This is a genomic window from Gordonia sp. BP-119 (assembly GCF_016924115.1).
In the GTDB taxonomy this organism is placed as follows: Bacteria; Actinomycetota; Actinomycetes; order Mycobacteriales; family Mycobacteriaceae; genus Gordonia; species Gordonia hongkongensis.
Genome location: NZ_JAFFZF010000003.1, coordinates 103,539 through 125,105 on the forward strand (window position 1 = coordinate 103,539; position 21,567 = coordinate 125,105).

Here is a 21,567-nt window from a genome sequence, read left to right on the forward strand (position 1 = left end):
GTCGGATGAGCAGCCGCAACCCGGCCGCGGACAACGACCCCGTCGACGATGCCGACGACCGCAGCGGTCTCGACGGCGTCGGAGACGATGGTGTCGCTGCCGACAACGGGAGCGCTGATGTCGAGACCGGCGGGGACACCGGTGGCCGGACGCGCACGAGAGACGAACGGCCGGGCGTGAAGCGCGGCACCGGCGCCAGGTCGGCACGGGACGACGCCTCGGGCCGCTCCGCGGGTGCGGCAGCAGCGACTGCCGCGTCGATCCCCGCGATCGTGCTCGACGCCATCCGCAACCTGTTGGCGCGTCCGCTGGCGTCCTATCAGCTGATCCTCACGATGTCGTTCCTGCTCACCACATTCGGCCTGGTGATGGTCCTCTCGGCGTCGTCGGTCGAGGGGTATTCCAAAGAGGGATCGGCGTACGGGCTGTTCGCCACGCAGGTGATCTTCGCCCTGCTCGGCCTGGTGGTCTTCTACTTCATGCTGCGGATTCCGGTGCGGTTGCTCCGACGGTTCGCCGCTCCCGCGATGTTCGTCGCGGTGGTGCTCCTGGCGCTGGTCCTCATCCCCGGCGTGGGCACGCTCAGTCAGGGCGCACGCCGCTGGTTCGTCATCTACGGCCTGTCGGTGCAGCCGTCGGAGCTGGTGAAGGTCGCGTTGTGTATCTGGGGTGCGCACCTGCTGGCCTCGCGCCGGCGGGACAACGCCTCCCTGCGCGAGCTGCTGGTCCCGCTCGTGCCGGTGGCCATGCTCGTGTGCCTGCTCATCATCCTCGAGCCGAACCTGTCCACGACGATCACCATCGCGATCATCGTCGGTGCGCTGTTGTGGTTCGCGGGACTGCCGGTCAAGGTCTTCGTCTCGTTCGCGGTGTCCGGCATCGCGCTCGCCGTGATCCTCGCCCTGGCCGAGGGCTACCGCTCGCAGCGCGTGATGAGCTTCCTCGGCAACGTCGACGACCCGCAGGGCGCCGGCTACCAGGCGCGCCAGGCGACCTACGCGCTCGCGAACGGCGGGGTCTTCGGCGTGGGCCTCGGCCAGTCGAGTGCCAAGTGGAACTATCTTCCGAACGCGCACAACGACTTCATCTTCGCGATCATCGGCGAGGAGCTCGGGCTGCTCGGCGGGCTCATGGTGGTGTTCCTGTTCGTCGTCCTCGCCTACATCGGCTTCCGGATCGCATCCCGGTCGACCGATCCCTTCCTGCGCCTGATGTCGGCGACCATCACGGTGCTGATCACCGCGCAGGCGTTCATCAACATCGGCTACGTCATCGGATTGCTGCCGGTGACCGGAATCCAGCTGCCGCTGATCTCGGCCGGTGGCACGTCGACGCTGACCGTCCTCGCGATGCTCGGTCTGCTCGCCAACGCCGCGAGGCACGAACCCGAGGCGGTCGCGACGCTGACCGGCGGGTCGCCGAGCCGCGTGGCACGGTGGCTGCGCCTGCCGACGCCGGTGGCCTACCGGCAGACACGGGCGGAGTCGCTGCGCGATCGACTGGACCAGCGTCGCACGGCCGGTCCGCGTCCGACGGCCGGTGTCGGTCGCGGCGGCCGGGGACCGCAGTCGCGTCGCCGTCCGCCGAGCGGGCCCGCGCCGTCGGCCGATGCCGGACGTGGCCGTCGACGCTTCCCGTTGCCCTGGCGGCGTGCCGCCGCCCCGTCGCAGTCCGCGCGGGACGATCGACGGCAGGGCCGGTCGTCGACGCGATCCGGTGCCGGCGACACCCGAGGGGCCCGGTCGGCGGCCTCCGGCCGGGCGGGTGTCCTGCGCGGGCGGGTCCGGCCGGGGACTTCTTCGCGGAGCGGCGTCGACTACGGTGTCGGGTATCGGGGGAGCGGGTCGTATGTACGCGGCGCCGGGAGCGGAGCGAGCGGGCCGTATGTACGCGGCGCCGGGAGCGGAGCGCGCGGGCCGAATGTACGCGGCGCCGGCCGTCGGTGACCGGCGGTGGGAGCGGCTGAGGTGCGGGCCCACGACGGGAGATCTCCCGGCCGGGAGCCCGCGAGTGTGATCGAAAGCTGGAATGGAGTGACGACGCCGGTGAGTTCGGGTGCGGTACAAGCTGATACGACCGGACGGCCGAACGGCCGGCCGTTGTCGGTGGTCGTCGCAGGCGGCGGCACGGCCGGTCACATCGAACCCGCCCTCGCCGTCGCCGACGCGGTCAGCCGCATCGATCCGACGGCCCGTATCACGGCGCTGGGTACCAGTCGCGGCCTCGAAGTCGATCTCGTCCCGGAACGCGGATACGACCTGCAGCTGATCCCGCCGGTACCGTTGCCGCGCAAACCCGGCCTCGACCTGGCGCGCACCCCCGGCCGTCTGCTGGGTTCGGTGGCCGCCACCCGCAAGGTCCTCGACGAGGTGGACGCCGACGTGGTCATCGGTTTCGGTGGTTACGTCTCCGTGCCGGCGTACCTCGCGGCGCAGATGCACCTGCGCCGACGCAATCGGATCCCGATCGTCATCCATGAGGCCAATGCCTCGGCCGGCATCGCCAACAAGGTCGGTGCCCGGTTCGCCGATCGGGTCCTGGCGGCGGTCGACGGTTCCGGGCTCGACGCGACGGTCGTCGGAATCCCGGTGCGCGGTGTCCTCGCCGAACTGGACCGGCCCGCCCTGCGGGCGAAGGCGCGCCACTACTTCGGACTCGACGACGACGCGCCGACGCTGCTCGTCTTCGGCGGCTCGCAGGGCGCGCAACGACTCAACGACGCCGTGTCGGGCGCGGCGAAGACATTGGGTGAGGCCGGCATCGGCGTGCTGCACGCCTACGGTCCCAAGAACTCGATCGACCCCGCCGTCGTCGACGACGCGCCGCCCTACCGCGCCGTCGGGTATCTCAAACGGATGGATCTCGCGTACGCCGCCGCGGATCTCGTGATGTGCCGGTCCGGCGCGATGACCGTCGCCGAGGTGTCGGCGACCGGGTTGCCCGCGATCTATGTCCCGCTGCCGCACGGGAACGGCGAACAACGACTGAATGCGCTCCCGGTCGTGGAGGCGGGCGGGGGACTGCTCGTCGACGATGCGACGGTGGACGCCGACTGGGTTGCCCGCGAAGTGCCTGCGCTGCTGACGGATACAACTCGGCTGCACGAGATGTCGATCGCTGCTGCGGGCACCGGGCATCGGGACGCCGCGGCGGCGGTGGCCACCGCCGCCATCGAACTCGCGCAGGATTTCCGGGCTGGACGTCGTCGCGGTGGGAGGTCGGCCCGTGAACGATGAGGCCGTGAGCGAAGCGACGGAGAGGGACGAGACGGCATCGGCTCCGGGGTCGCTGCCCGATGAGCTGAGCCGCGTCCACATGGTCGGCATCGGCGGCGCCGGGATGTCGGGACTGGCCCGGATCCTGCTGGCCCGCGGGGGACAGGTGTCGGGGTCGGATGCCAAGAACAGTCGGGGCATCCTCGAACTGCGGACCCGCGGCGCCCGGGTGCAGGTCGGGCACGATCCGTCGGCGCTCGACCAGATCCCCGGTGGCCCGTCTGTCGTGGTGACCACTCATGCCGCGATCCCCAAGACCAATCCCGAACTCGTGGCGGCACGGTCGCGCGGTATCCCGATCCTCCTGCGGCCCCGCGTCCTGGCCCAGCTGATGGCGGGTCAGCGCAGCCTGCTGATCGCGGGCACCCACGGCAAGACCTCCACGACCTCGATGGCGGTCGTCGCGCTGCAGCATGCCGGGACCGACCCGTCGTTCGCGATCGGCGGCGAGCTGAACGAGTCGGGGACCAACGCCCACCACGGTGGCGACCCGATCTTCGTCGCCGAGGCCGACGAGAGCGACGGCTCGCTGCTGGAGTACACACCCGACGTCGTCGTCGTCACCAACATCGACGCCGACCACCTCGATTTCTTCGGTTCCATCGAGGCCTATGTCGAGGTGTTCGACCGGTTCGTCGCGCGCATCGCGGGCGGCGGGTCGCTCGTCGTGTGCCTCGACGACCCGGGCTCGGCCGCCCTGGCCGGCCGCGTCGCCGAGTCGCTCACCGCGCGCGGGGTGGAGGTCCTTGGATACGGACGGGGGACCCACGCCGCGCTGGCGCCGACCGTCCGCAACGTCGCGACCATGACGTCCTGGGAGCCGCGCGGAGGCGGCGGAGCCGCCACGGTCCGGTTCACCTCCCCGCTCTGCCCGAATGGCGAGGATCGACAGATCGTCCTCCCGCTCCCGGGCGAGCACATGGCGCTCAACGCGATCGCCGCGGTGATCGGTGCCGCCCGGGTGGGTGCGCAGCCCGGCGTCGCGACATCCGACCCATCGACCGGGGCCGGACGGCTCGACGCCATCGTGGCCGGGATCGGCGCGTTCGGCGGTGTCCACCGTCGCTTCGAGTTCCGCGGCCGGCGCGGCGGCGTCGAGGTCATCGACGACTACGCCCATCATCCGACCGAGGTGCGGGCCGTGCTCTCGGCGGCGCAGGACATGGTGTCCGCCCGCGGCGGGCCGAGCGGTTCGCGCGGGCGCGTGATCGCGGTGTTCCAGCCGCACCTCTACTCACGCACCGTCGAGTTCGCCGATGAGTTCGCCGCTGCTCTCGACCTCGCCGACGCAGTGGTCGTCGCCGATGTGTACGGGGCCCGTGAGGCCCCGATCCCGGGGGTCAGCGGGCGCACGATCTCGGACAAGCTGACCGTGCCGGGGATCTTCGCCCCGGACCTGTCGCGGCTGGCCGCGCAGGTCGCGCGACTGGCGCGGTCCGGGGATGTCGTGCTGACCCTGGGGGCGGGCGACATCACCATGCAGGGTCCGGAGATCCTCGACGCCCTGGCCTCGACCTCGACGACCGCCGACACCGCCACCGTGACGGGTTCGGGCGCGACTCCGACCGACGGCCCGGCGGACTCCGAGGGCCGGACGGGGCGGGTGTCGTGATCCGCTGGCCGCAGCGCCGCCGGTCGCGCGTGGTCCTCGGCACGCTCATGGTGGTCGCGGCCGGCGTCGGGTTGGTGCTCATCGCCTACCTCACGCCGCTGATGTCGGTGCGCGGCACCGACGTCCGCGACAACGGGTCGATTCCGGCCGACGAGATCCTGCGGGTCGCGGCAGTGCCGTCGGGCACCCCGCTGCTGCAGGTCGACACCCGGGCGGTCGCGCAGCGTGTCGCCACCATCCCGTCCGTCGAGTCGGCGCGCGTGCAGCGGAGTTACCCCTCGTCGCTGACCATCACCGTCGTCGAGCGGGTCCCGGTCGTGATCGTGAACAACGGCGACGACGTCCACGTGCTCGACAAGTCCGGGGTGGCGTTCCTCGACTACGACCGCACGCAGGGCGTCCCGCCCGAGGTGCTCAAGCTCCCGGTTCTCGACACCCCGAACCCGGGGCCGGCGGACCCGACCACCAGGGAGACCATCGCGGCGGTGGCGGGCTTGCCCGAATCGCTGGCGCGGCAGGTCATCCGGGTGACCGCGACCTCGCCGGTCGACATCGAGTTCACGCTGTCGGAGAAGCGCACCGTGGTGTGGGGGGACAGCGACCGCGGCGCCGAGAAGGCCCGCACACTGACGCATCTGCTCACCCGCGAGGCGCGGATGTACAACGTGTCGAGTCCCGAGTTCCCGGCCTATCGGTGACGCACGCCGGATCCGGCCGACCCCGAAATCACCGGTCGGGGTGAGGCGGACCCGCGAGACGGAACCGGACGACCCCCGTGGGGCGGCGAAAAGCTGAGGGTTCCGGCGGATTTCGCCACGACTTCCCGACACGCCGAGCGCGGATCTGGATACCGGGGCCTGCGATGCCTAGCGTCATCACCACAACGAGTTACTTGACATAACTCTAAATCTATGGTTCAGGTTTAGGGTTTGTCGCGAGCGGGACGTGGACCGGCCGGTTCACACAGGACATATCGAGACCAGAACTCGAACAACGAGATCGACCACACAAGGAAGGCGAGCGCATGACGCCACCGCACAACTACCTGGCCGTCATCAAGGTCGTCGGCATCGGCGGTGGCGGCGTGAATGCCGTCAACCGCATGATCGAACAGGGACTCAAGGGAGTCGAGTTCATCGCGATCAACACCGACGCCCAGGCGTTGTTGATGAGCGACGCCGACGTCAAGCTCGATGTCGGGCGCGACTCGACACGGGGTCTCGGCGCCGGTGCCGATCCCGAGGTCGGTCGCCGCGCCGCCGAGGACGCGCGCGACGAGATCGAGGAACTGCTCAAGGGCGCCGACATGGTCTTCGTGACCGCGGGCGAGGGCGGCGGGACCGGAACGGGTGGTGCACCCGTGGTCGCGTCGATCGCGCGCAAGCTCGGCGCGCTCACCGTCGGCGTGGTCACCCGGCCGTTCGCCTTCGAGGGCAAGCGACGCGGCGGACAGGCCGAGGCGGGCATCACCGCGCTGCGCGAGTCCTGCGACACCCTGATCGTGATCCCCAACGACCGTCTACTGCAGCTCGGCGACGCGCAGGTCAGCCTGATGGACGCGTTCCGCAGTGCCGACGAGGTGCTCCTCAACGGCGTGCAGGGCATCACCGACCTCATCACCACGCCGGGCCTGATCAACGTCGACTTCGCCGACGTCAAGGGCGTCATGAGCGATGCCGGCAGCGCGCTGATGGGCATCGGTTCGGCCCGCGGCGAGGAGCGTGCGCGCAAGGCCGCCGAGTCCGCGATCAACTCGCCGCTGCTCGAGGCCTCGATGGAAGGCGCCCGCGGTGTGCTGATCTCGATCGCCGGTGGCAGCGACCTGGGTCTGTTCGAGATCCACAACGCCGCGACCCAGGTGCAGGAGGCCGCGCACGAGGACGCCAACATCATCTTCGGCACGGTGATCGACGACAACCTCGGTGACGAGGTCCGGGTCACGGTCATCGCCGCCGGCTTCGACGGTGGCTCACCCAAGAAGCGGACCGACGTCCCGGCCGCCGCGGGGCGTTCCGCGGTCGGTCAGGGCCAGGCCGGCGCCGTGGCGTCGCCGCCGAAGAACGATCCGCTCTTCGGGGACATGCCGAAGGGTGCGGGCGATCCGTTCGAGCAGGAGCCGGAGCCGCCCCGCCGCAACACCGTTCGGCTCGACGACGACGATGTCGACGTGCCGTCGTTCATGAAGCGCTGAGCCCGCGCATGCGGGTGCGTCGTGTCATCACCACCCGTGCCGGCGGGGTCTCGGTGTCACCGTACGATTCGTTCAATCTCGGTGATCACGTCGGAGACGATCCGGAAGCCGTGGCGGCGAACAGGATTCGGCTGGCCGAGCAGATCGGGGTGGCGGCCGGGTCGGTGGTCTGGATGGAACAGATCCACAGTCGCAACGTCACCGTGGTCGACGGACCGGTTCCCGAGCCGGTGCCCGCCACCGACGCGCTGGTCACGACCACGCCCGGTCTCGCCCTCGCTGTGCTGTCCGCCGACTGCGTCCCGGTACTCCTCAGCGACGACGACGCCGGTGTGATCGCGGGGGTCCATGCGGGCCGCGTCGGCGCCCGGATCGGCATCGTGCCCGCCACCCTGCGCGCAATGTTCGAACTCGGCGCCCGGATCGGGTCCATCGGCGCCTTCCTCGGTCCTGCCGCGAGCGGAGACCACTATGAGGTGCCCGCCGACATGCAGGCCGACGTAGAGAAGCATCTGCCGGGCAGCGCCGTGCGTACCAAGAAGGGCACGGCCGGTCTCGACCTGCGTGCCGGCTTGCGGCGGCAGTTGCTCGAGGCCGGCGTCGCCGGAGTCGCGGTCGACCCGCGGGACACCATCGCCGACCCGAGCCTGTTCAGCCATCGCCGGGGCGCACCCACGGGCCGCCTGGCCTCGGTCATCTGGATGGACCCCGATGGCGATGCACACGGCGACGATGCACCCGGTGAGCGGCGCCCGCTCGGGGAGTGACCCGGTGGCGAGAAGGATGGGGACATGACCGGGTCATCTGATGCGCGCACCGCCGAGCTGGGGAAACGGTTGGCGGCGGTGCGTCGGCGCCTCGACGCCGCGGTCGAGGCCGCCCATCGGCCGGCGGGCTCCTGTCAGCTCCTCGTGGTCACGAAGTTCTTCCCCGCGGATGACGTCCGTCGGCTGCTGCAGCTGGGGGAGCGCGCGTTCGGCGAGTCGCGCGAACCCGAGGCCGGCCGGAAGGTGGCGGAGGTGCTCAGGGACTGGGAGTCCCCGGGGTCCGGTGACGTCCCTGTCTTCGACATGATCGGTTCGGTGCAGTCCAAGAAGGCCCGGTCGGTGGCGCGGTGGGCGCGCGCGGTGCACTCCGTCGACCGCCCGAAGGTCGTCGACGCCCTGGACCGTGCCGCGGTCGCAGCACTCGACGAGGGGGAGCGCGCCGATCCGCTCGGCATCCTGCTCCAGGTCAGCCTCGACGGCGATCCGCAGCGCGGCGGCGTCGTCGAAGACGATCTCCCGGCTCTGGCCGAGCGGGTCGTCGAGGCAGATTCACTGCGGTTGCGCGGGCTCATGGTGATCGCCCCGCTGGCTGGCGAACCCGGGCACTGGATGGCCGAGGCCGCACGCATCCGCGAGGCGTTCCGCGGGCGATTCGACGCCGCCGCCGAACTGTCCGCGGGCATGTCCGGGGACATGGAGGAGGCGGTCGCCGCGGGCTCGACATGCGTGCGTGTCGGAACCGCGATCATGGGCGATCGGCCGCTAATCTCTCAGTAATCACATTGGTAACACCAGAACCAAGTGACACACGAAGCGCAGTTAGCTCACTGACCACAGATGCACCATCCGGCACGGCAGCAACCGGCGTCGCACTACCAGAGAGGCCGTCAATGACCACGATGCAGAAGTTCAAGGCTTACTTCGGCATGGTGCCGCCCAGCGAGTACGAGGACGACTACCTCGAGGAGTCGGCCCCGCCGCTGCGGGAGCGGTCTCGTGAGCGCGCCTACCGTGACGACTACTACGGTGACTCCTCCTACGATCCCGGATACGAGCCGTCGTTCCGGGACGCCGGCTACCGCGACGAGATCGCGTACCGCGACGAGCTGTCCGACCGCCACTACGACGCCGGCTTCGACCTGGCCCCGGAGTACGCGGCGGAGTTCGCCTACGCCGGCAGTCGCGCGGTGGGCGAGGGGCCGATGCGGGCGCCCGCCCGCCTCGAACCGCTGCAGCGTTCGTCGAGCGCCGCCCTGCGCGCTGCCACCGCGCCGCGGTCGATGGGTGCCGACCCCCGCGAACTCGAGCGCGTCTTCGCCGACAGCCCGCTGCAGAAGATCACCACGCTGCGCCCGTCGGACTACAGCGAGGCCCGTACCATCGGGGAGCGTTTCCGCGACGGCAACCCGGTCATCATGGACCTCGTCGACATGAGCAACGACGACGCCAAGCGCCTCGTCGACTTCGCCGCGGGGCTTGCGTTCGCGCTGCGCGGATCGTTCGACAAGGTGGCCACCAAGGTGTTCCTGCTGTCGCCCGCCGACGTCGACGTGTCGCCCGAAGACCGCCGCAAGATCGCCGAGACGGGCTTCTACAACCACTCCTGACCGGCGTCGGGTACCTCGGTTCGCCGTCGTCCGAGATGTTCAGGCACTCTTGACGCGTGGCTGCGATTTTGTTGAGCGTCTTGTACTACATCCTGCTGATCTTCTGGTTGCTCCTCCTGGGCCGGCTGGTGGTCGAACTGGTCCGCACCTTCGCCCGTGAGTGGCGCCCCACCGGGATCGCGGTGGTCGTCATCGAGATGGTCTTCACCGTGACCGACCCCCCGATCAAGGCGCTGCGTCGCGTTCTCCCCCCGATCCCACTCGGTCCCATCCGGCTCGACCTGTCGCTCATGATCGTGATGCTCGTCGTGATCATCGGCATGAATATCGTCAACGGCCTACGCGCCGACGCCCTGGCCGAGTCGCTCGCGATCGCCGGACACCTCGTCCGCCCCTGACGCCGGGTCCCGGAGCTTGCGGGCGCGTCCCCCTGCTCCCTGAGGAGCCCCGGGAATTTGCGGGCGCGTCCCCCTGCTCCCTGAGGAGCGGCCGGAGCTTGCGGGCGCGTCCCCCTGCTCCCTGAGGAGCGGCCGGAGCTTGCGGGCGCGTCCCCCTGCTCCCTGAGGAGCGCCCGGAGCTTGCGGGCGCGTCCCCCTGCTCCCTGAGGAGCGCCCGGAGCTTGCGGAGGGCGCGTCACGAAGGGTCCGTCCCCTGCGGGCGCACCCGATCGGGCGGCGGGTACCCCGCGTTAGGCAGATGGTCTACCGTTATAAGTCATCTTCGGATGACTGTTTCATTTCAACAGCGCATCGCAGAGATGCGACCAACGGTTCGCGTGTGACAGGATTGGACGCCAGTTACAATTTTTGACTGGTATGAATAGTTAGTGACAACCTGTATTGGTCGAACGACTCACCGTCGCGCGATCCGGGTTGGACGGCCCGCCAACTGAACACAAGTTCACCACCAGACATGAGGGGAACCGACATGCGGCTGACTCCAGCTGATGTGCACAACGTCGCGTTCAGCAAACCGCCCATCGGTAAGCGCGGTTACAACGAGGACGAGGTCGATCAGTTCCTCGACTTCGTCGAAGCCGAACTCGCACGGCTGATCGAAGAGAACACCGACCTCAAGCAGCGCGTCGAGGAGCTCGAGAGCGAGCTCGCCGATGCCCGTTCCGGTGGTGGCGCCCAGGCGGACGACCGGACCCAGATGTTCGCCAAGCCCGCCGCGGCACCCGAGCCGCCCGCCCCGGCGCCGGCGCCGGCACCGCAGGCGACCAACGACGACGCCAACGTGCGTGCCGCACGCGTTCTCGCGCTCGCCCAGGACACCGCCGACCGGCTCACGGGCAGCGCACGCGCCGACGCCGACGCGATGCTGTCCGACGCCCAGACGCGCGCCGACACGCTGGTCTCCGAGGCGCAGACCAAGTCCGACGCCATGCTCGCCGATGCCCGGCAGCGCTCGGAGGCGATCCTCGCCGACGCCCAGACGCGATCGGAGGCGCAGTTGCGGCAGGCACAGGAACGTGCCGATGCCCTGCAGAGCGACGCCGAGCGCAAGCACAGCGAGATCATGGGCACGATCAACCAGCAGCGCGGTGTGCTGGAAGGCCGGATCGAGCAGCTCAAGACCTTCGAGCGCGAGTACCGTACGCGTCTGAAGACCTACCTCGAATCCCAGCTCGAGGAACTCCAGCAGCGTGGCAGTGCGGCGCCTGTCGAGGGCGGCCGACCCGATCAGTCGTTCTCGAACGATCCGGGTAACGGTGGATTCAGCAGCTACTCACCCAGCTGACCTGGGCGGATCGGTGCGCACTAGGCTGGTGATGTGCTGACCTTGGCGCTGGCCGCGACCCTCCTGGGGTTCGTGCTGCTCATCCTCGGTCTCATCACCGGGACCGTGTGGCTGGCCGTGGCCTGCATCGTGGTCTGTCTGGTTGGCCTCGGCTTCCTCCTGGCGGACGTGTTCGCCGGTCGCAAGGGCGAAGCGGCCCGGTCACTGGAAGACATGGTCCCGGGCGCCGGTCGCGACACCGATCCGTCGCACGACGCCGATGACGACGCTGTCACCGGGCACGACTCGGACGGCGATCGCGGCGCCGATGCACCGACGCGTCGGTACCCCGCCGCCGACACCCCCGGTGTCGGCGATTCCGAGTCCGCCGGCTATCGGCCCGGGGCCTTCGACCCCGGAATGGCCGCGCCCGCTGGTTCGGTCCCGCCGAATCGACCTGCTCCCGAGCGTCGTGAGGGCAACCTCGAGGACTATCTGCGTTCGGTCGGCGGCGACAGTCCGAGTGGTGACGGGCCGCCCCGCGGGGCCCCGCCCACCGGTGTCGATGTCGCCGGTGGTCGCCCCGGTCCGCCGCCGGGTTCCCGACCGCCCGGCGTGGGACCGCAGAGTCGCCAACCCGGTGTCGGTCAACAGTCGTGGACTCAACAGCAGGCCCGGCCGCAGCAGGGGCAATTCGGTCCTCCGCAATCCGGCCCGCCTCCGACCAGGGGCCAACGGCCTCCGGTCGGCCCGCCGTCGGCTCCGCGTCCGTTCGACCCACAGTCCTCGGGGTGGGCCCCCGACGACGTGCCGGGCGGCGACGCCGCCGGCCCGGACGACTGGGCAACAAGTCCCGACGAGTCCGCGCCGCGTCGTCGGCGTGCGGATTTCGATCCGCTTGATCCGAACTGGCATCCGCCGCCGGACTGAGCGCACCCGGGTGGCCGCGCACCGGTCGAGAACCCATTGGCCCGGCCGGGTCGGTCGTCGCTACACTGGTTCACGCGTTGATCCGGCCATCACCGGGGAGCACCCGGAAGAACAGTGTCATCGAGTGTGGCGTCCAGTGGACGGTGCGAATGCGTGACTCCCAGTAGAACCGGGCGGGCGTGGCCCGTGACAGCCACAGGATCGTACGGTCATCGACCGTCGCGATTCGTCGAGTGGCGTCGGATCTCCGGCGCAAGCGGGGTGGTACCGCGCAGACCTCCGGTGTGCGTCCCCGTGCCGATGAGACATCACCAGGCACGAGGAGACGAGCCGTGAGCGACGCGACCGACCCCACCCAGTCCGCCCCCACTCAGTCCGGGCGGGTGTATCCCAAAGTCGACATGACCGGGGGCACCGGGCGCAGCGCCCCCGACTTCCCGTCCGTGGAACAGCGGGTCCTGCAGTACTGGGACTCCGATTCGACCTTCGCCGCGTCGATCGCGAACCGGGCCGACGCCGAGGAGTTCGTCTTCTACGACGGTCCGCCGTTCGCGAACGGTCTGCCGCACTACGGTCACCTGCTGACCGGTTACGTCAAGGATCTGGTACCCCGGTACCAGACCATGCGTGGCAAGAAAGTGGACCGCCGATTCGGCTGGGACACACACGGTCTGCCTGCCGAGCTGGAGGCCGAACGCCAGCTCGGGATCACCGACAAGTCGGAGATCGAGAAGATGGGCATGGCGAAGTTCAACGAGTACTGCCGCGACTCGGTGCTGCGGTACACGGGGGAGTGGCGTGACTACGTGACCCGCCAGGCCCGCTGGGTCGACTTCGACAACGACTACAAGACACTCGATCTCGACTTCATGGAGTCGGTGATGTGGGCGTTCAAGGCGCTCTACGACAAGGGGCTCATCTACCAGGGCTATCGAGTGCTGCCCTACAGCTGGTACGAGCAGACGCCGTTGTCCAACCAGGAGTCCAAGCTCGACGATGCCTACCGGATGCGGCAGGACCCGGCGGTCACCGTCACGATGCCGCTGCGGGTGCCCGACGGTCCGCTGGCCTCGCTCGACGGAGTCAACGCGCTGATCTGGACGACGACGCCGTGGACCCTGCCGTCCAACCTCGCGATCGCGGTCAATCCCGAGGTCACCTACGTCCACGTGAAGGCCGCCGACGGCCGGGAATACCTGCTGGCCGAGGCGCTGATCGGTGCGTACGCGAAGGAAATCGCCGATCCGGAGGTGCTCGGCACCCACCTGGGCAAGACCTTGGAGAACCTGTCGTACACACCGCCGTTCGACTTCTTCGCCGGCCATCCGAACTCCCATCGTGTGTTGCTGGGTGACTACGTGACCACCGACAGCGGCACCGGGATCGTGCACCTCGCACCGGCTTTCGGCGAGGAGGACATGGACCTCGCGACCGCCAACGGCATCGAGGTGGTGCAACCGCTCGACCCGGGCGGACGCTTCACCGCGCAGGTCCCGCCGTACGAGGGCCTGATGGTCTTCGACGCCAACCCGGTGATCATCAAGGACCTGAAGGAAACCGGGCGGATCCTGCGGCACGAGACCATCGAGCACTCCTACCCGCACTCGTGGCGGTCGGGCCAGCCACTGATCTACATGGCGGTGCCGTCGTGGTTCGTCGCGGTGACGCAGTTCCGCGACCGCATGGTCGAACTGAACAAGCAGATCACGTGGGTGCCCGAACACATCCGGGACGGACAGTTCGGCAAGTGGCTCGAAGGCGCCCGGGATTGGAACATCAGCCGCAACCGGTACTGGGGTGCGCCCCTTCCGGTCTGGGTGTCCGACGACCCGGAGTTCCCGCGCGTCGACGTCTACGGTTCGCTCGACGACCTCGAGCGCGACTTCGGGGTGCGTCCGGACAACCTGCACCGGCCGTTCATCGACGAACTCACCCGGCCCAATCCCGATGACCCGAGCGGGAAGTCGACCATGCGTCGGGTGCCCGAGGTCCTCGACTGCTGGTTCGAGTCGGGTTCGATGCCGTTCGCGCAGGTGCACTATCCGTTCGAGAACCGCGACTGGTTCGACGGTGGTGACTCCGCGCACGCCCCGGCCCACAATCCGGGCGACTTCATCGTCGAGTACAACGGGCAGACCCGTGGCTGGTTCTACACGCTGCACGTGCTGGCCACCGCGCTGTTCGACCGGCCGGCCTTCAAAACCGTTGCTGCGCACGGGATCGTGCTGGGCGACGACGGCCAGAAGATGTCGAAGTCCAAGCGCAACTACCCCGACGTCAACGAGGTCTTCGATCGCGACGGATCGGACGCGATGCGATGGTTCCTGATGGCCTCGCCGATCCTGCGCGGCGGCAACCTCGTCGTGACGGAGCGAGGCATCCGGGAAGGGGTGCGCCAGGCGCTCCTGCCGCTGTGGAACGCCTACAGCTTCCTGCAGCTCTACGCCGAGCGCCCGGCGACCTGGCGGACCGACTCGCAGCACGTGCTCGACCGCTACATCCTGGCCAAGCTGGCGACGACCCGCGACACGATGACCGCGGCACTCGACACCTACGACATCGCGGGGGCGTGCGACGCCTTCCGTGAGTTCGTCGAGTCGCTCACCAACTGGTACGTGCGTCGTTCCCGGGCACGCTTCTGGGCCGGCCAGGACGCGGACACCGACGCCTTCGACACCCTGTACACCGTGCTCGAGGTCGCCTGCCGGCTGGCCTCGCCGCTGCTCCCGCTGGCGACCGAGGCCATCTGGCGGGGTCTCACCGGGGAGCGGTCGGTGCACCTGACGGACTGGCCGACGAGCGATGAGCTGCCGGCCGATGCCGACCTGGTCATGGCCATGGACCAGGTCCAGGCGGTGTGCTCGACGGCGTCGAGCGTCCGCAAGGCCAACAAGCTGCGGGTCCGACTGCCCCTGTCGGGTCTGACGGTGGCCTCGCCGACCGCGGCCGCGCTCGAGCCGTTCGTCGACCTGATCAAGGACGAGATGAACGTCAGGGACGTGACTCTGGCGACCGATGCCAGCGAGTACGGACGTCACGAGATCGCGGTCAACGCGCGTGCCGCCGGCCCCCGCTTGGGCAAGGACGTGCAGCGTGCGATCAAGGCGGTGAAGTCGGGCAACTGGACTGCGGGCGAGGGCGCCGACGGGTCCGAGGTCGTGGTCGCCGACGGCATCGAACTCCACGACGGGGAGTTCACCCGGCGGCTGGTGGCCGTCGAACCGGACTCGACCGCGGAGCTGCCGGGCGGGAACGGCCTGGTCGTCCTCGACACGGCGGTCACGCCCGAACTCGAGGCCGAGGGGTGGGCGAAGGACCGGGTTCGCGAGCTGCAGGATGCGCGCCGCACCCTGGGACTGGACGTCTCCGACCGGATCACGGTGCGACTCGTCGTACCGGCCGAACGTCTGGACTGGGCGAGGACGCACGCCGACCTGATCGCCGGCGAGGTGCTCGCGGTGCGGTTCGACGTGACCGGCGATGGTGACGCGGGCAGCATCGAACTGGGAGACGGTGTGACCGCCGACGTGGCGAAGGCGAACTGATCGCTGACACGTGCACCGCGCGGACATCCCGGCCGGGTGTCCGCGCGGTGTCGTCGTCGGTCGCGCGGGAGGTGTGATCGGACGAGACGATCTGGGACACCGATCGCAACAGTCGCACCCTGGTGGTGCTGCGCCACGTACGGTGTGGAGACTGCCGCGACCCGGCCCCGCAGGGTGAGCACACACCCGAGCGCGTCGTTCGCCGCCCGAACCATCTACGAGGGGGCAGACCCCGATGACCCGCATGGACGTGGACCCGATCCCGGCGCGATCCGCCGCGTTCGAACCGCTGTTGTTCACGGTGGCCTACGAGATCCTGGGCTCGGCGGTGGACGCCGATCATGTTGTCCGACACTGCCCCTGGGATCATCCGGCGAGCGCGCCGGTGGACGCGCTCGGCCCCGGGTCGGCCCGAGCGCACTTCATCGCGCAGGTCGCCCGGCGCGCGCTCGAGACGCTCACCGCGCGTCGACGTGTTGCCGGGGACTACATCGGACCGTGGTTGCCCGATCCCATCCGGTTCGACGGCGACGTCCTCGCCGACGCGGGTCTTGCGGAGTTCGCGTCGACCGCGATGCTGCTCGTTCTGGAAGAACTCGAGCCCGCTGTGCGGACGGTATGCGTCCTGCGTGAAATCTTCGGATTCGCCGACGACACGATCGCCACGATGCTGTCCTGGACGCCCGGCGAGGTGGGGATGCTCGCGGAACGAGGCCGGTCGTTCGTCGAGCGTCGCCGCCCCCGGTTCGATCCGATGGACCGCGCCCGCGCCGCGGAGGTCGTCGAGACGTTCCTCGACGCGGCGGAGTCGGGCGACGCCGACGCCCTCATCGCCCTCATGGCACCGGAGGTGGTGCTGACCTCGGACAGCAACGGCAAGGCCACCGCGGTACGGCAGCCCATGCGCGGGGCGCCCGCGGTGATGCAGGTGCTGTCGGGGTTCGCCCGGATCGGTGCCGTGCTCGAGGATTACCGCGCCGAGTTCGTGGTCTTCAACGGTCAGCCCGGGATGATCCTCTACTTCGACGGCCGGCTGCAGACCGCGATCACCCTCCGCGTCGTCGATGGCCTGATCGTCGACATCTACGTGATGCGCAACCCCGACAAGCTCGTCGGGGTCGAGCTCCGTCGGCCGGTCACCCGCTGATCCACCCACCGCGCGGAGTGCGGGATCTGTACCGGAAACCGGTACGAATACCGCACTCTGTCCGATCTCAGGCGAACAGGCCCGACAGTGTCTGCTCGATCTGGAGCCGGAAGAGCTGCTCGGGATGCGCGAAGGTGTCGGTCCCGTACTGGCCGAAGGTCTCCAGGCTGATCGCGCCGACGAGTACGGCCCACAACGTGGTGGCCGCGGCCAGGACCGCGGCGGGGGTGTCGAGGTCGAACTCGTCGCGGATCGCGTCCATGTCCGCGGCGACATCCGGTGTGGGAGAGGGGAGGTCGGCGCGTAGCAGGCCTTCGGCGTGAGCGGCCGAGCACTCGCGGAGCAGCCGCACGGGAATGCGTGTGCCGGGCCCGATGGTCCGCTCGCCGGGGGCGGAGTAACCGGGCACCGGGCTTCCGTAGATCAGCGCCCATCGGGACGGCTCGGCGAGAGCCCAGGTCCGCGCGGCCGCGGCCGCGGCCGCGAGTCGATCGCGCCGTCGGGAGGTGGCGATGGAATCGGCCGCGGCATCGACGGCGTCCGCGACATCGGTGTAAGCCTCCACCAGCAACATGGTCAGCAACTCGTCGCGGCTCGGGACGTACCGGTACACCGCCGAGGAGACGACGCCCAAGTCGCGGGCGATGGCGCGCAACGAGAGCCCGGCGGCGCCGTAGGTGGTCAGGTGTTCGCGTCCCAGTCGACGGATCTCGTCGGTCATCATCGCGCGGTTCTCCGCGCGGGTTCGTCCGGTGGCCATGGCGACGATCCTGCCACAACCGAGAGCGGTGCTCTTGATTTCCTGGCGGCGTGGCTGCATACTCGATTTCGAGAGCACTGCTCTCGGATTCATCACCTCGACGAAAGGCCGATCATGACCGCGACCACCCACTACAAGGCCCCCAGCGGATTCGACGCCGCCTTCAACCGCGCGGTGCGCTGGCTCGCCGACCGCGGGGTCAACCTGGCCGGGGCCCAGACGCTCACCGTCGTCGGCCGGAAGACCGGCACGCCGCAGCGGGTGCCGGTCAACGTGCTGCGACTCGACGGGGCGGAATTCCTGGTCGCCGTCCGAGGCGACACGCAATGGGTCCGCAACGCACGCGCGGCCGGGACGGTGGAACTCCGCCGCGGCCGACGTCGGGCCGTCGTCACCCTCACCGAGCTCGACCCCGCGCTTCGTCCGCCGGTCATCCGGGAGTACCTGCGCCGCTGGGGGTGGGAGGTCGGGCGGTTCCTGCCCGCGGGCCTCGAGCTCGCCTCGTCGGATGAGGATCTCGCCGCCCACGCCGGGTTGATCCCCGTCTTCGCCGTCACCGCTGCTCACTAGACTCGGGGAGGTGTCACGCCTCGAACCCGAACCGCCGCGCCCGGTCGGTGCGGTGTCGGGGCGGGGGTCCGAACGCAGCCCACGCTGGGTGATGCACCTCGACATGGACGCGTTCTTCGCCTCCGTCGAACAGCTCACCCGCCCGACGCTGCGCGGCCGCCCGGTACTGGTCGGCGGGTCCGGTGGGCGCGGGGTGGTCGCCGGCGCCAGCTACGAGGCGCGCGTGTTCGGTGCCGGCTCGGCGATGCCGATGCACCAGGCGCGTCGGCTCATCGGGCCGAGCGGCGTGGTCATCCCGCCGCGCGGATCGGTGTACAGCACGGTCAGCAAACGTGTCTTCGGGATCGTGCGCGAGGCTGTTCCGGTCATCGAGACGCTGTCGTTCGACGAGGCGTTCGGCGAGCCGGAGGAACTCGCGGGGGCGACCGTCGACGCGGCCCGCGAGTTCGCCGAGGAGCTTCGATCCCGGATCCGGAGCGAGGTCGGACTCGCCGCGTCGGTCGGGCTCGGAAGCGGCAAACAGCTCGCGAAGATCGCCTCGGGGATGGCCAAACCCGATGGGGTGATGGTGATCCCACCGTCCGGCCAGCTGGAGTTCCTGCATTCGCTCCCGGTCCGCAAGCTGTGGGGCATCGGGCCCGTGTCCGGCGATCGGCTGGCGCGGCTGGGGATCGCGACCATCGGTGACCTCGCGGCGATGTCGCCGGTCGAGGTGGCCTCCGTGCTGGGCGCCACCGTCGGTCCCGCGTTGCATCGCCTTGCCCACGGCATCGACGACCGGCCGGTCGCCGAACGTGCCTCCTCGAAGCAGATCAGCGCCGAGTCCACCTTCGCCGAGGACATCGTCGAACTCGACGCGCTGCGTCCCGCCATCCGCAAGGCCGCCGCCGGCGCTCACCGCCGACTGCTCACCGACGGCCGGGGAGCGCGCACCGTCGTACTGAAACTGAAGAGATCCGACATGTCGATCCTGACGCGCTCGGCGACGACCGCGGCGGCCACCACCGACTTCGACGACCTCGAGCGGACGGCGCAGCGGCTCGCGCTCGATCCGCGTTCCATCGGGGCGATTCGCCTTGTCGGCGTCAGCTTCTCGGGGTTGACCGCGGTGCAGCAGTACGCCCTCTTCGACGAGCTGGGCAGCGAGGGACCGGCCGATGTCGAGACCACCCACCACGACACCGCCGCAGGCCACGGTGCGGCAGCGGGGGGCGGCGCCGAGGTGGCGACGTCACCGGACCCGGCCGGGGCCGAGGCGTCGGCCGTCCAGATAGCTGACTCGGCGCCCGAACCCCCGCGGTTCGCGCCGGGAGGGAGTTCGATGCCGGTCGGCCGCTTCGGCCCCGGCGCCGACGTGACCCACCCCGACCACGGGCACGGCTGGGTTCAGGGGAGTGGACACGGGGTCGTGACCGTGCGATTCGAGACCCGCACGAGCGGGCCGGGGCGCACGCGCACGTTTCCGGTCGACGATCCGAACCTCCGTCCGGCGGATCCGCTCGACAGCCTCGAGTGGGATCTTCCGGGCGACGGTTGACCGATCGGGCACGGTATCGACCGGCCGTGACCGCCACCCGGCGGGTGCCGGTGGCAGCAATCAGTCCTGTTGTGCGACAAAGAAATCGGTGATCAATTCGAGATCGTGACCCGAGGTCAGCAGTGCGATGAGCGCCATGCGCGCCTGCGGTGCGCGCAGCCAGGGTGACACGATCGCCCCGGCCCGCCGCAGATCGACTGCGCCGCCGCCCCCGCCGTAGGTCGCGGTCACCTCGCCGTACGGGACGCGGCTGGTGACGACGACGGTCACCCCGCGCTGGACGGCGAGTGCCACCTCGGCGGTGATGTCCGGGTGGGTGTTCCCGGAGCCGGTCGCCGCGAGGACCACGCCGGCGGCGTTCTGCGCGACGGACGCGGCGATCAGTCCCGGTGACACGCCCGGGTAGAGGGTGAAGGCATCGACGCGTGCCGGCCGGCCCACCGGTACCGGTCCGGCGAGCACTCGTCGCGGCACCGGCGGGTCGTCGGCCCGACGGGTGCCCTGCACGGTGTCGAAGGCCGCCGGGTCGGTGGTGGAGACCTTGAACAACCCGCGTGCCGGCAGGAGCCGGCCCCCCATGGCCACGAGGACTCCTCGACCGCGAGCGGCCGGGTCGTCGATCGCGGCCAACGCGGCGGCGAGATTCGACGGCCCGTCGGCGCGAGGAGAATCAGACGGCAGCATGGCCCCGGTGAACACGACCGGCCGCTCGTCGGCGGCGTACAGGTCGGCGAGGTAGGCCGTCTCCTCCATCGTGTCGGTCCCGTGCGTGACCACCACGCCGCGGACGGCGGGGTCGGTCAGGGCGTCGGCGATTGCGCGGACCACCGCGAACTGGTCGGCGACGGTCATCGCGGAACTGTCCACCGACATGAGGTCGACGGTGCGGGTGGCCGACGGAGTGCGCGACGTCCCGTCGTCCCCGGCCCCGATGTCGGTCCCGATGGTGACTTTCCCGGCGGCGGAGAGGAGAGCGGCCGAGCCGAGCGCCGGGACCGCGCCGTCGTCGGTGGTCTGGGCGGCGATCGTGCCTCCGGTGCTGATCAGCACGGTGACTCCGGCGGCCGCGGGCGGGGTGCCTGTCATGGTGCCCAAGGGTCACCGGAACCAGGTCGGCCCGTCAAGCGTTGCCTGCTCGGCGCCGCCGGCCGGACGGATCGTCGACGCGTGTCGCCGGGCACCGGGGACCCCTGGTGCCTGCCGTTTGGCATAGTGGTGTGGGCCGTCGCCGGGGGGAACCCGGCACACACGTCCGGCTGGGGGTACACCCCGGCAGACACGTCCGGTCGGGTCGAACCCGGCAGACACGTCCGGCATCGCGGTACGAGAGCGCCCGCCGGCGCACCCCATGCCCGAGAACACAGTGAGGGAGATCGTTGAAGTATCGGAAGTTTCTGGGCGCGACCATGATCGCGGCCGCGTTGATGACCACCGTCGCGGCCTGCGGGAGTGACGACAGCGACGCCCCGCCCGCACCGACACTCACCAGCACCACCGCCGCCGCGAGCGGCGATGGCTCCGAGATCACCGACGGCAGTAACCCGCCGTCGATTGCCGCCCTCAACGAGATGGTGGATCAGGCCGTCGACCCCGACATCCCGCGGGCCGAGAAGGTCGAACTGGTCGAGGGTTCGGAGAAGGACCCGGCGATCTTCGACGAGCTGGTCAAGGCGCGTGCCGAGAACTCCGACGTCGACTGGGTCCTCGTCAACCCCGTGATCAGCGCCGGCCCGAACAAGGCCCGCGTCAAGGTCCGGATCGAGACCGCGGGCAACCCGCCGACCAACGCCGAGTCGACCATCGTCTTCGACGACGGACGCTGGAAGCTCTCGAACGAGACCGTGTGCAACCTCCTCGGCCTCTACCAGGTCGAGAGCGCCATGTGCGCTCCCGCGAGCTGACCA

The 21,567-nt window shown here is 69.9% G+C and carries 18 protein-coding genes; 16 read left to right on the forward strand and 2 right to left on the reverse strand.

The features are described 5' to 3' along the window. Positions 1-5 precede the first annotated feature (5 nt). From ftsW to JW364_RS03170, 13 genes are all read left to right on the forward strand, one after another. Positions 6-1,946, forward strand: a complete 1,941-nt coding sequence (ftsW, locus tag JW364_RS03110) for a putative lipid II flippase FtsW (protein WP_205333011.1) — start codon at positions 6-8, stop codon at positions 1,944-1,946. Between the two features lie 159 nt (positions 1,947-2,105). Continuing rightward, entirely contained in the window at positions 2,106-3,236 is a 1,131-nt protein-coding gene (gene murG / locus JW364_RS03115) for an undecaprenyldiphospho-muramoylpentapeptide beta-N-acetylglucosaminyltransferase (RefSeq protein WP_068970586.1), read from the forward strand. A gap of 79 nt (positions 3,237-3,315) precedes the next feature. Beyond that, the gene (gene murC, locus JW364_RS03120) at positions 3,316-4,887 is read left to right on the forward strand and encodes a UDP-N-acetylmuramate--L-alanine ligase (protein ID WP_240198587.1); all 1,572 of its coding nucleotides are present in this window, start codon (positions 3,316-3,318) and stop codon (positions 4,885-4,887) included. After that, positions 4,884-5,585, forward strand: coding sequence for a cell division protein FtsQ/DivIB (locus JW364_RS03125; RefSeq protein WP_065632300.1), 702 nt, complete (start codon positions 4,884-4,886; stop codon positions 5,583-5,585). Before murC ends, JW364_RS03125 begins: the two co-directional genes overlap by 4 nt. A gap of 326 nt (positions 5,586-5,911) precedes the next feature. Beyond that, a complete protein-coding gene (gene ftsZ, locus JW364_RS03130; protein ID WP_058251716.1) occupies positions 5,912-7,078 on the forward strand; it encodes a cell division protein FtsZ in 1,167 nt (388 codons plus the stop codon). Between the two features lie 8 nt (positions 7,079-7,086). Next, positions 7,087-7,845 carry a peptidoglycan editing factor PgeF gene (gene pgeF, locus JW364_RS03135; protein WP_068970570.1) on the forward strand — a complete coding sequence of 253 codons (759 nt, stop codon included), beginning with the start codon at positions 7,087-7,089 and terminating at the stop codon, positions 7,843-7,845. Positions 7,846-7,869: 24 nt separating this feature from the next. Then, on the forward strand, positions 7,870-8,622 hold the full coding sequence (locus JW364_RS03140) for a YggS family pyridoxal phosphate-dependent enzyme (RefSeq protein ID WP_068970571.1): 753 nt from the start codon (positions 7,870-7,872) through the stop codon (positions 8,620-8,622). Between the two features lie 113 nt (positions 8,623-8,735). After that, positions 8,736-9,452 carry a cell division protein SepF gene (locus JW364_RS03145; protein ID WP_065632303.1) on the forward strand — a complete coding sequence of 239 codons (717 nt, stop codon included), beginning with the start codon at positions 8,736-8,738 and terminating at the stop codon, positions 9,450-9,452. 56 nt (positions 9,453-9,508) lie between these two features. Beyond that, positions 9,509-9,850, forward strand: coding sequence for a YggT family protein (locus JW364_RS03150; RefSeq protein WP_065632304.1), 342 nt, complete (start codon positions 9,509-9,511; stop codon positions 9,848-9,850). Positions 9,851-10,379: 529 nt separating this feature from the next. Then, complete coding sequence (locus JW364_RS03155; protein ID WP_065632305.1) at positions 10,380-11,195, forward strand: DivIVA domain-containing protein; 816 nt, start codon at positions 10,380-10,382, stop codon at positions 11,193-11,195. Positions 11,196-11,228: 33 nt separating this feature from the next. Beyond that, on the forward strand, positions 11,229-12,104 hold the full coding sequence (locus tag JW364_RS03160) for a hypothetical protein (protein ID WP_205333010.1): 876 nt from the start codon (positions 11,229-11,231) through the stop codon (positions 12,102-12,104). A gap of 332 nt (positions 12,105-12,436) precedes the next feature. Continuing rightward, the gene (gene ileS, locus JW364_RS03165; RefSeq protein WP_205333009.1) at positions 12,437-15,649 is read left to right on the forward strand and encodes an isoleucine--tRNA ligase; all 3,213 of its coding nucleotides are present in this window, start codon (positions 12,437-12,439) and stop codon (positions 15,647-15,649) included. Positions 15,650-15,884: 235 nt separating this feature from the next. Then, positions 15,885-16,796, forward strand: coding sequence for an RNA polymerase subunit sigma-24 (locus JW364_RS03170; RefSeq protein ID WP_205333008.1), 912 nt, complete (start codon positions 15,885-15,887; stop codon positions 16,794-16,796). A 67-nt stretch (positions 16,797-16,863) separates the two neighbouring features. Here the strand turns inward: JW364_RS03170 and JW364_RS03175 are convergent, their stop codons facing one another. Then, entirely contained in the window at positions 16,864-17,556 is a 693-nt protein-coding gene (locus JW364_RS03175) for a TetR/AcrR family transcriptional regulator (protein WP_078112836.1), read from the reverse strand. Between the two features lie 114 nt (positions 17,557-17,670). Here JW364_RS03175 and JW364_RS03180 point away from each other — a divergent pair, with 114 nt between their 5' ends. Continuing rightward, the gene (locus JW364_RS03180) at positions 17,671-18,126 is read left to right on the forward strand and encodes a nitroreductase family deazaflavin-dependent oxidoreductase (protein WP_078112838.1); all 456 of its coding nucleotides are present in this window, start codon (positions 17,671-17,673) and stop codon (positions 18,124-18,126) included. 91 nt (positions 18,127-18,217) lie between these two features. After that, positions 18,218-19,663, forward strand: coding sequence for a DNA polymerase IV (locus JW364_RS03185; RefSeq protein WP_078112877.1), 1,446 nt, complete (start codon positions 18,218-18,220; stop codon positions 19,661-19,663). 60 nt (positions 19,664-19,723) lie between these two features. Here JW364_RS03185 and JW364_RS03190 read toward each other — a convergent pair whose 3' ends face one another. Beyond that, positions 19,724-20,749, reverse strand: a complete 1,026-nt coding sequence (locus tag JW364_RS03190) for an asparaginase (protein WP_078112840.1) — start codon at positions 20,747-20,749, stop codon at positions 19,724-19,726. A gap of 338 nt (positions 20,750-21,087) precedes the next feature. On the opposite strand from JW364_RS03190, the gene JW364_RS03195 reads away from it, so the two are divergent. Continuing rightward, positions 21,088-21,564, forward strand: a complete 477-nt coding sequence (locus JW364_RS03195) for a hypothetical protein (protein ID WP_171011519.1) — start codon at positions 21,088-21,090, stop codon at positions 21,562-21,564. The last annotated feature ends 3 nt before the right edge of the window (positions 21,565-21,567 follow it).